Source organism: Rhodoplanes roseus, from assembly GCF_003258865.1.
GTDB classification, from domain to species: Bacteria; Pseudomonadota; Alphaproteobacteria; order Rhizobiales; family Xanthobacteraceae; genus Rhodoplanes; species Rhodoplanes roseus.
Map to the genome: position 1 here is coordinate 13368 of NZ_NPEX01000075.1, position 10787 is coordinate 24154.

A 10787-nucleotide genomic window follows, 5' to 3' on the forward strand; every position below is an offset into this window, starting at 1 on the left:
GTGCTCTTCCGATCTCGGCGCCGCTATCTCACAGGCTGCGCTGGACGGTCTCGAGACGGTAGCACTCGATGATGTCGCCGACCCGGATGTCCTGGTAGTTCTCGAACGACATGCCGCACTCGTGGCCGGTCGTGACCTCGCGGACGTCGTCCTTGAGGTGCTTGAGCTGGCCGAGCTTGCCTTCGTGGATCACCACGTTGTCGCGGATCAGGCGGACATTGGCGCCGCGCTGGACGACACCGTCGGTGACCCGACAGCCCGCCACCTTGCCGACCTTGGTGATGTTGAAGACCTGCAGGATCAGCGCGTTGCCCAGCATCGTCTCGCGCGTGGTCGGCGGCAGCAGGCCCGACATGGCCTTCTTCACGTCGTCCACGAGGTCGTAGATGATGTTGTAGTAGCGGATCTCGATGCCGAGCCGCTCGGCGGCCTCGCGGGCCTCCTTGTGGGCGCGGACATTGAAGCCGATGATCGCCGTGCCGGAGGCTTCCGCCAGCGTCACGTCGGATTCGGTGATGCCGCCGACGCCCGACAGGATGACGCGCGCCGCCACCTCGTCGGTGCCGAGCTTCTCCAACGCGCCGACGATCGCCTCGACCGAGCCCTGCACGTCACCCTTGATCAGCAGCGGGAATTCCTTCCGGCCGCTGGTCTTGAGCTGGCTCATCATCTGCTCGAGCGAGCCGCGCATGCCGGTCGCCCGGGCCGCCTGCTTCTCGCGCTTCTGATGCGACCGATAGTCCGTGACCTCGCGGGCGCGGGCTTCGTTGTCGACCACGGCGAGGCGGTCGCCCGCCTCCGGGGTTCCGTTGAAGCCGAGCACCTCGACCGGCACGGCCGGGCCGGCCGTGGCGATCGATGCGCCGGTGTCGGAGACGAGCGCGCGGACGCGGCCCCATTCGGCGCCGGCCACCACGATGTCGCCGACCTTCAGGGTGCCGCGCTGGACCAGCACGGTCGCCACCGGGCCGCGGCCGCGGTCGAGCTTCGCCTCGATCACGGTGCCCTCGGCCGGGCGGTTCGGGTTGGCCTTCAGCTCGAGGATCTCGGACTGCAGCCCGATGATGTCGAGCAGCTTGTCCAGATTGGTCTTCTGCTTGGCCGAGACCTCGACCTCGAGCGTGTCGCCGCCGAACGTCTCGACCTGCACCTCGTGCTGGAGGAGCTCGGTGCGAACCCGCTCCGGCTTGGCGTCGGGCTTGTCGATCTTGTTGATGGCGACGATCAGCGGGACCTTGGCGGCCTTGGCGTGCTGGATCGCCTCGACCGTCTGCGGCATCACGCCGTCGTCGGCCGCGACCACCAGCACCACCACGTCCGTCACCTTGGCGCCGCGGGCGCGCATCGCCGTGAAGGCGGCGTGGCCGGGCGTGTCGATGAAGGTGATCTTGGCGCCGGACGGCGCCGTCACCTGGTAGGCACCGATGTGCTGGGTGATGCCGCCGGCCTCGCCGGAGACCACGTTGGTCTTGCGGATGGCGTCGAGCAGCGACGTCTTGCCGTGGTCGACGTGGCCCATGATGGTGACCACGGGCGGCCGCGGCAGCAGGTCCTCGGGCGCGTCGGCGACGTCGAACAGGCCTTCCTCGACGTCGGCCTCGGACACGCGCTTGACCGTGTGGCCGAGCTCCTCGGCGATCAGCTGGGCCGTGTCGGCGTCGATCGTATCGGTGATCTTCGCCATCTGGCCCTGCTTCATCAGGAGCTTGATCACGTCCACGGCCCGCTCCGCCATGCGGTTGGCGAGCTCCTGGATGGTGATCACCTCCGGAATCGTGACCTCGCGCACGAGCTTCTCCTTGGGCTCGTTCGCGGCATGGCCCTTCAGGCGCTGCATTCGCCGGCGGAACGCCGCCACCGAGCGCTCGCGCTCCTCGCCGGCGTCGAGCGCCGTCACCACGGTCAGACGGCCGCGGCTCTTCTGGGTCGTCGTCTTGTTGGCCGGCTTGGGAGCCGGGACCGGCCGGGCCGGGCCGGCGCCGCTGCCGCGGCGGACCGGACGACGCTCTTCCTCGTCGGGCTCCTGCACGGCCGTGCGGGCGTTGACCGAAGGCGTGGTCGAGGCCGGCGTGGTGCCGGCCGGGCGGGCCGGACGGGGGCTCGAGCTGCTCGGCGTCGCTGCCGAAGCGGCCGCCGGAACCGCCGCGCGGGCGCTCTCGTCGTCGCCGAAGCGCTTCTTGGCTTCCTGCTCGGCCTTCCGCTTGGCCTCGTCCTCGACGCGGCGGCGGTCCTCTTCCTCGCGCTTGCGGGCCTCGGCGGCCTCGCGCTCGGCGCGCTCGGCGACCTCGCGCTCCTTGCGGCGGCGGGCCTCCTCCTCGGCGGTCTTGCGCTCCTCGGCCTCGCGGACCTTCGCGTCGGCGAGCGCGTGGGCGCGGGCGGAGCGCTCTTCCTCGGTGAGGGTGCGCAGAACCACGCCGGAGGGACGGCCGCCGCCCTGCGGGCGCGGTCCGGCCCCACCGGAGGGGCGCTGTCCTCCACCGCCACCGGCAGGCGGACGCTGTTGCTGCTGCGGCGGACGCGGGGCATGGCTCGGCGGCGACGGCGGCGCTGGCTCCGGCTTGCCCGTCTCGGGACCGTGTGCGCGGCGCTTCACCTTCTCCACCACCACTGCCTTGGTGCGGCCGTGGCTGAAGCTCTGACGCACGACGCCCTGCTCGACCCCGGAGCGCTTGAGCGTCAGGGTCTTGGGTTGCGCGACCGACAACGTCTTCTCGCCAGGGTTCTTGGTATCAGTCATTACGATCCTAGTCTCGGGCCGGTTCTGCGGCCGTCTGCCTGTCGCCCCGCGGCTCGGGGTCACTGGTTCGGAACATTTCGAGCATGCGCCAACGCCCCAGGACCGCTTCGCTCGCGCGCCCGGGCAGGAGTGCAGCATGTATCACATTTGCCCGCCCGAGTGCCAAATCCAATTCGGCGGATTCGAACGAACAGATCACCGGAATCGCCCGGTCTGAGGCGCCGGGACGGCGGGCCGCCGCGGCATCCATCTTGCGCGCCCCGTCCGGGCTCGCGTCGCGGGCTCTCACCAGCCCGACCGGCCTGCCGGACGACAGCGCCGCCTCGACCTTGGTGTAGCCCGCCACCACCGTGCCGGACTTGTGCGCGATGGCGAGCGCGTCGAGCACGGCGCGCGCCAGCAGCCGCTCGGTCTCCGCGACCAGGCCGGGATCGACCGTCGCCTTGCCCTTGAACGCCCGCTTGAAGGCGCCCTGTTTGACCGCGGTGACCAGGGGGCCGCGTGCCGCCGTGACCCAGGCGCCGCGGCCCGGTAGCTTGCGCTTGACGTCGGGCACCACCTTGCCGTCCGGCCCGGCCACGAACCGGATCATCGACGAGGTCGGCCGGATCGTGCGGGTCGCGACGCACAGACGGTCCCGCTCGGCAGCGGCGCCACGCGGGCCGCCGTCCAGCAGGATCTCGTCCGTCACGGTCTCGTCCCGTACGGTCTCGTTCGACACGCCCTCGTTCATCCGGGCCAGCATCGTTGTCGTGGTCCTCCGGTCAGGCCTGCGGCGCCTCGGCGCCTTCGCCTTCGTTCTCGCCCTCGGCGGCCTCCTCGGCCTCCGGCTGGACGAGATCGTCCTCGCTGATCCAGCCGGCCTTGACGCGGGCCTGCATGATCATCGCCTCGCAGTCGTCGCGGCTGAGCTCCAGGCCGTCGAGAATGCCGGCCTCGCGCTTGGTCTCGCCGTCCTTGCGCTCGGTCCAGCCGGCGAGGTCGTCGGTGGCGCAGCCGGCCAGATCCTCGACCGTCTTGATGCCGTTCTCGCCGAACGCGACCAGCATCTTGCCGGTCACGCCCGGGACTTCGCGCAGCTCGTCGGCGACGCCCAGCGCCAGGCGCTTCTCGTCGTACTCGGCCTCGATCTGGTCGAGATACTCGCGGGCGCGCATCTGCAGCTCCTGCGCCGTCTCCTCGTCGAAACCCTCGATCGAGGAGATCTCCTTCTCGTCGACGGCGGCGAGGTCCTCGACCGAGGTGAAGCCCTCGGACGCCAGGAGCTGGCCGACCACCTCGTCGACGTTCAGGGCTTCCATGAACAGCTTGGAGCGCTTCTCGAAATCGGCCTGCCGGCGCTCCGACTCCTCCTGCTCGGTGAGGATGTCGATGTCCCAGCCGGTGAGCTGCGAGGCGAGGCGGACGTTCTGGCCGCGACGGCCGATCGCCAGCGAGAGCTGCTGGTCCGGCACCACGACGGCGATGCGCTCCTTGTCCTCGTCGAGCACCACCTTGGCGACCTCGGCCGGGGCGAGCGCGTTCACCACGAAGGTCGCGATGTCGGGCGACCACGGGATGATGTCGATCTTCTCGCCCTGCAGCTCGTTCACCACGGCCTGAACGCGCGAGCCGCGCATGCCGACGCAGGCGCCGACCGGATCGACCGACGAGTCGCGCGAGATCACGGCGATCTTGGCGCGCGAGCCCGGGTCGCGGGCGACCGCCTTCACCTCGACGATGCCGTCGTAGATTTCCGGCACCTCCTGGGTGAACAGCTTGGCCATGAACTGCGGATGGGTGCGGGACAGGAAGATCTGGGGCCCGCGCGGCTCGCGGCGGACGTCGTAGATGTAGGCGCGGATGCGGTCGCCGTTGCGGAACACTTCCCGCGGCAGCATCTCGTCGCGGCGCACGATCGCCTCGCCGCGGCCGAGGTCGACGACCACGTTGCCGTACTCGACCCGCTTGACGATGCCGTTGACGATGTCGCCGATGCGATCCTTGTACTCCTGGTACTGCCGGTCGCGCTCCGCCTCGCGCACCTTCTGCACGATCACCTGCTTGGCCGACTGGGCGGCGATGCGCCCGTATTCGAGCGGCGGCAGCGTGTCCGCGATGGTGTCGCCGACCTGGGCGGCGGGATTGTGCTTGCGGGCGTCCTCGAGGCTGATCTGGTTGGCCGGGTTCTCGACGGTCTCGACGACCAGCATGTGGCGGGCCAGCCGCAGCTCGCCCTTCTTCGGATCGATCTCGGCGTGGACGTCGGTCTCGCTGCCGTAGCGCGAGCGCGCCGCCTTGGCGATCGCATCCTCCATGGCCTGGATGACGATGCTGCGGTCGATCGACTTCTCGCGCGCGACGGCGTCCGCGATCTGCAGAAGCTCGAGCTTGTTGGCGCTGACGACAGCCATGGATCAGTCTCCGTCGGGAGGCGGAGGAGCCGGCTCTTGCGCCGTGGCCCGTCCGTCGTTGGTCGAGTTGCGGGATGCGATGCGATCCTTGCGGCGCGCCGCCCGCTCCCGGCGCGCCTCTTTTTCGTCCGCCTTGCCGCGCCGCAGCGCCTCCGCGAGGAGCGCGTCGGTGAGCATCAGCTTGGCGTCCTGCATGTCCTCGATGGGCAGCAGCACGTCCTGGGTCGTGCCGTCCGCCGCCTCGATATGGAGGCGGGCATGCCGCCCGTCCACCCCGGCGAGGGTGCCGCGGAAGCGTTTCCTGCCGCCGACCGGGACCGCCATCTCGATCTTGGCGAGATGCCCCTCGGCGCGGACGAAGTCGCAGAGCCGGACCAGCGGCCGGTCGATGCCGGGCGAGGAAATCTCCAGCCGGTACTCGCTGTCGATCGGATCGACCTCGTCCAGTACCGGCGAGAGGGCGCGCGACACCGCCTCGCAGTCCTCGATCTGCATGGTTCCGTCGGCGCGCTCGGCCATCACCTGTACGGTGCAGCCGTCGATCCCGGAGACCTTCACGCGCACCAGCCGGAAGCCGAGCGATTCGACGACCGGACCGACCACGGCGGCGACGCGCGCGGACAGACCGCTCTCGGCGATCAGGCGCGGCTCGTCGAGCGTGCTGTCCGTGGCGGATCCCGCCGTCATGGCGCTGTCGATCGTCTCCGTCATTCCGACCAGAACGTCCTCTTTCAGGATAGAAATCTTGCCCGGGGGTCGTGTCGCGACGACGTCTGCGACGACCGCAAGTAACAAAAAAGAGCGGGTCCCGGGCGGGCCCCACTCTCACGAACCGTTCGGTAATCCGACCGTTATGAGGTGTCCTCAGACGGAGGTGAATATAGCGGAGACTGCCGATTTCGCAAGGGGAGCGCGCGGCGCGACGGCGAGACGCCCGGCGTTCCGCATGCAACATCGTGATACCAGCGCGGCGGAGGTCGACATTCCGGCTCGGGCGGAGGCGACGTGCGCGCCGCCTATCCGGGCCCCGCGCCAGCCGCGCGCGGACGGCGGCGGAACACCAGGTAGCAGGGCGAGCGGCCCTCGCGGATCGCCTTGGCCTCGTAGCGAGTGCGGGTGAAGCCCGCCCAGGGGGCCCGCCAGTCGGCGGCGCGCTCGGCCGTCCATTCGAAGTCGGGCGAGCGCAGAAGGTGCTCCAGCGTCCAGGCGGCGTAGTGCTCCCAGTCGCTGGCGAAGCGGAACTCGCCGCCGTCGGCGAGGATGCGGGCCAGCGTCGCGACCGTTTCGTCCTGGACGAAGCGGCGCTTCCAGTGGCGGCGCTTTCGCCACGGGTCCGGATACAGGAGATCGACGCGCCCGAGCGAGGCGTCCGGCAGCCAGGCCAGCAGCTCGGCGGCGTCGCCGTGATGGACCCGGATGTTGGAGATTCCGTTCGCCTCGACATGGGCGAGGAGCTGGGCGACGCCGTTGACGAAGCCCTCGCAGCCGATGAAGCCGCAGGCCGGATCGGCCGCTGCCTGCGCCACGAGATGCTCGCCGCCGCCGAAGCCGATCTCCAGCCTGACGGTCTCGACCGGCGGATCCAGCAGGGCGCCGAGCGGCCTCGGGGCGGGTTGCGACAGATCGACGGCGAGCCGCGGCAGCAGCGTGTCGAGAAGATCGGTGTGGTGGCGCCGCAGCGTGTGACCTTTGCGCCGGCCGAAGAAGGCGCGCGCCGGCCGCTGCTCGGCGGACGCCGGGTCACCGTGGTCGGGGTCACCGTGGTCGGGGTCGTCGGTCATGGGCGGAGCGGGACAGCGGGCAGCGAAGAAAAAAGCCGGCGAAGCGTCGCTTCGCCGGCTTTCGTCCGGAAACGGGAGAGGCCGCGGCGGCGTCAGCCGACCGCGCTCTTGATGGCGTCGACGAGGTCGGTCTTCTCCCACGAGAAGCCGCCCTCGGCGTCCGGCGTCCGGCCGAAATGGCCGTAGGACGAGGTCCGCGCATAGATCGGCTTGTTGAGGTCGAGATGCATGCGGATGCCGCGCGGGGTGAGGTTCATCACCTCGGCGACCGCCTTCTCCAGCTGCGCCTCGCTGACCTTCCCGGTGCCGTGGGTGTCGATGTAGATCGACAGCGGCCGCGCCACGCCGATCGCGTAGGCGAGCTGCAGGGTGCAGCGGTCGGCGAGGCCGGCCGCGACGATGTTCTTGGCCAGATAGCGCGACGCGTAGGCGGCCGAGCGGTCGACCTTGGTCGGGTCCTTGCCCGAGAAGGCGCCGCCGCCGTGCGGGGCCGCGCCGCCATAGGTGTCGACGATGATCTTGCGGCCGGTCAGGCCGGTGTCGCCGTCCGGGCCGCCGATGTGGAACTTGCCGGTCGGGTTGATGTGCCAGATCGTCTTGTCGGTGATCCAGCCCTCCGGCAGCGCCTGGCGCACATAGGGCTCGACCCGCTCGCGCACCTGGCTGGAGGTCATGTCCTCGATGAGGTGCTGGTGCGAGACGACGATCTCGCGCACGCCGACCGGCTTGCCGTTCTCGTACTGGACCGTGACCTGGCTCTTGCTGTCCGGGCCCAGCACCTTCTCCTTGCCGGAATGGCGGGCCTCCGAGATCAGCCGCAGGATCTTGTGGGCGTAGAACAACGGCGCCGGCATCAGGTCGGGCGTCTCGTTGGTGGCGTAGCCGAACATGATGCCCTGGTCGCCGGCGCCCTCTTCCTTGTTGGTGCCGGGCTGCAGCGCATCGACGCCCTGCGCGATGTCGGCCGACTGCGGATGCAGCAGGATCTCGATATCGCAGGTCTGCCAGTGGAAGCCGTCCTGCTCGTAGCCGATGTCCTTGATCGCAGCGCGTACGACGCTCTCGATCTGGGCGTTGTCGACCGAGGCGGGGCCGCGGGTTTCGCCGGCGATCACCACCTTGTTGGTGGTGGCCAGGGTCTCACAGGCGGCCCGGATGGCCCAGGGATCGATGCCGGCCTTCGGGCCCTCGCGAAAGAAGAGGTCGACGATCTCGTCCGAGATGCGGTCGCAAACCTTGTCGGGATGGCCTTCGGAAACAGATTCGCTGGTGAAAAGATAGCTCGCGCGGGACACGTTCGACTCTCCAGTCGGGGACGCGGACATCCGCGTCGTCCAAACGGCGCCTGTTCTTGCAGCGTCCCTCTGCCCGGTCAAGATGCAGACGTCGGCGGGGGAAACCAAACGGGTCCCATAAACGCGAACGGCGCGCCACGTGGGCGCGCCTGGGTCGTGTCTCGCGAGCGGGGGCGGGTCGGAGTCCGCGCCCAGGTCAGTGCTCGACGCCGTTCCCGTTCTCGGCCGGTTCGCCGGCGATGTGCTCGACGAGATCGACGATGCGCCGACGCAGCTTGGCGTCGCTGATGCGCATGAACGCCTTGGTCAGAGCCAAGCCGTCGGAGGTCGCCAGGAAGTCGGAGATATAGGCGGGCGACGGAGCCTCACCCATGCCGGCGGTCGGGCCGTCACCGAGATCGGGGGCACCTTCGAAGAAGAACGCGACCGGAACCTGCAGGATATGAGCGATCTGCTGCAGTCGGCTCGCGCCGATCCGGTTCGTTCCCTTCTCGTACTTCTGCACCTGCTGGAACGTCAGGCTGAGCGCGTCACCGAGCTTCTCCTGGCTCATTCCGAGCATCATGCGACGCATGCGAACACGGCTCCCGACATGTCTGTCGATGGGGTTCGGAGCCTTCTTGGCCATCATTTTCTGTCTCTCCTCATGTCCCCGCCGACCACGTTCTCGTCCTATCTTCCATGCGATGCAATCACAGGACTGCATAGCTGTTCCAGACACCGTCAAAACAGATTTGAAATCGTTTTGAGTTGGAACAAAATAGACACTACCCCTGTTTGAAGGGGTTTACCAATGCAAGTTAGTAAACAATGCTGTAACTTGCTTGATCAATCCGACGACATCTGCCGGTTTAGTGATTGTTGAGCCGAGCAGAATTTATCTGAACGTTCGAGTCTCGGATCGAGTGTGGACGCGGGTTGTGCCCGCGCTATGTATCCCCCTGGCGGCTGGATGTCAGCAGGATGGTACCTGCAATTGTGCCAGTTTTGACCGCACCCCACGCAAGACTGGTATGCACACGGTAAGGCTGTCGACAGTAGAAAAGCATCGCTTCCGTCGACCTTGGTGGATCGGATACCGATACACGACACACCATGATACCCTAGTCACATGTGGCACTCTGACGCATGTAGCCCGGGTGCACCGCAACCCGACGTCTATAAACGCGCAACCCGGGCGGATCGGGCGCGGCGCCGCCATGCCGATGCGACCAGGACCAGTACGACGAGCGCGGTCGCAGGTGCGTCGCCGGTGCGCGCATAGAGCGGCGGCGTGATCGGGGCCGGCAAGTCCGAATCGAGCACGCCCTCACGGCCCAGAGCGAGATGCGCGACCGTGCGGCCGATCGGATCGATCACGGCAGAGATTCCGGTGTTGGCGGCCCGGACCAGCGGCAGACCCTCCTCGACGGCCCGCATGCGGGACTGCAGCAGGTGCTGGTAGGGGCCGGGGGTGATGCCGAACCAGGCGTCGTTGGTCAGGTTGAGGAGCCAGCCGGGACGTTCGCCGCGCGGCAGCACGGCGTGGGGGAAGATCGCCTCGTAGCAGACCAGCGGAACGAAGGGCGGGGCGCGCGGGCTTTCCACGCTGCGCAGCCGGTCGCCCGACAGGAAGCCGCCCGGCACCCGCACGAGCTGCTCGATGCCGATCCGTTTCAGCCAGTTCCGCAGCGGCACGTATTCCCCGAACGGCACCAGATGGACCTTGTCGTAGATCGACAGGATCGAGCCGTCGTGATCGAACACGTAGACCGAATTGTAGGCCTCGATGTTGCCGGGGCGCGACGACTCGGCGAGCCGGGCCGCGCCGGTGATCAGCACCGTGCCGTCGCCGAGCAGGTCGGCGATCGAGGCGAGGGCGTCGGGCTCGCGGGCGACGAAGAACGGGAAGGCCGATTCGGGCCAGATCAGGTGGGTGACATCGGCGAGGCCGCGCGGGTGCTCGCCGGTCGGCCGGCTCGACAGCGCCAGGTAGCGGCGCATCACATCGGCCTTGGCGGCGTAGTTGAAGCGCTGGTCCTGTGGGATGTTGGGCTGCATCAGCCGCAGCCTCACGCCGTCGACATAGGCGGTCGGCATCGCGCCCAGCCGGACCGCGCCGAACAGGGCGATGGCGACCAGGAGCGTCACGGCGACGCCGGGCAACAGCAGAGGGCGCGGCGTGTCGCCGGGGGCGTCCGCCAATGCGGCGGGCGCCGCGAAGGTCAAGACGGCCAGGAACGTCATGCCCCACAGCCCGAAGAGCGCGAAGCCCTGGGCCAGGGCCAGCGGCTCGGCCAGCGCATAGCCGAAGGCGTTCCACGGAAACCCGGTCAGGACGTGCCCGCGCAGCCATTCGGTGGTGGTCAGGGTGGCGGCCAGGGTGACGATCCGGAACGCGCCCGGCGCCCACAGCAGTCGCGCCAGCGCGAAGCCGCCCGCCATGAACACGGCGAGCCCCGCCGGCAGAGCCAGCACGGCGGGCGCCAGCAGCCATCCGAACTTGTCGGCGTCGACCAGGAAGGCGGAGCCGATCCAGTAGAGCCCGGCGAGGAAATAGCCGAAGCCGAACCACCAGCCGCTCGCCGCCGCGGCGGCGAGC

The 10787-nt window shown here is 68.9% G+C and carries 8 protein-coding genes; all 8 read right to left on the reverse strand.

Translation table 11 applies throughout. The features are described 5' to 3' along the window. Positions 1-28 precede the first annotated feature (28 nt). Positions 29-2737 (reverse strand): translation initiation factor IF-2, encoded by a 2709-nt coding sequence (gene infB, locus CH341_RS13025; protein ID WP_111419458.1) that lies wholly within the window; start codon positions 2735-2737, stop codon positions 29-31. A gap of 7 nt (positions 2738-2744) precedes the next feature. Next, on the reverse strand, positions 2745-3482 hold the full coding sequence (locus CH341_RS13030) for an RNA-binding protein (RefSeq protein ID WP_111419459.1): 738 nt from the start codon (positions 3480-3482) through the stop codon (positions 2745-2747). 19 nt (positions 3483-3501) lie between these two features. Further along, positions 3502-5130: a transcription termination factor NusA gene (gene nusA / locus CH341_RS13035; protein ID WP_111419460.1), complete on the reverse strand. Its 1629-nt coding sequence runs from the start codon at positions 5128-5130 to the stop codon at positions 3502-3504. A gap of 3 nt (positions 5131-5133) precedes the next feature. Continuing rightward, a complete protein-coding gene (gene rimP / locus CH341_RS13040; RefSeq protein WP_245431029.1) occupies positions 5134-5841 on the reverse strand; it encodes a ribosome maturation factor RimP in 708 nt (235 codons plus the stop codon). Between the two features lie 305 nt (positions 5842-6146). Next, positions 6147-6911 carry a tRNA (guanosine(46)-N7)-methyltransferase TrmB gene (trmB, locus tag CH341_RS13045; RefSeq protein WP_111419461.1) on the reverse strand — a complete coding sequence of 255 codons (765 nt, stop codon included), beginning with the start codon at positions 6909-6911 and terminating at the stop codon, positions 6147-6149. Positions 6912-7003: 92 nt separating this feature from the next. Further along, positions 7004-8236, reverse strand: coding sequence for a methionine adenosyltransferase (gene metK, locus CH341_RS13050; protein WP_111419462.1), 1233 nt, complete (start codon positions 8234-8236; stop codon positions 7004-7006). Between the two features lie 166 nt (positions 8237-8402). Continuing rightward, on the reverse strand, positions 8403-8834 hold the full coding sequence (locus tag CH341_RS13055) for a helix-turn-helix domain-containing protein (protein WP_111419465.1): 432 nt from the start codon (positions 8832-8834) through the stop codon (positions 8403-8405). A gap of 530 nt (positions 8835-9364) precedes the next feature. Continuing rightward, a partial coding sequence (gene lnt, locus CH341_RS13060; protein ID WP_111419463.1) for an apolipoprotein N-acyltransferase occupies positions 9365-10787 on the reverse strand: 1423 nt, incomplete at its 5' end.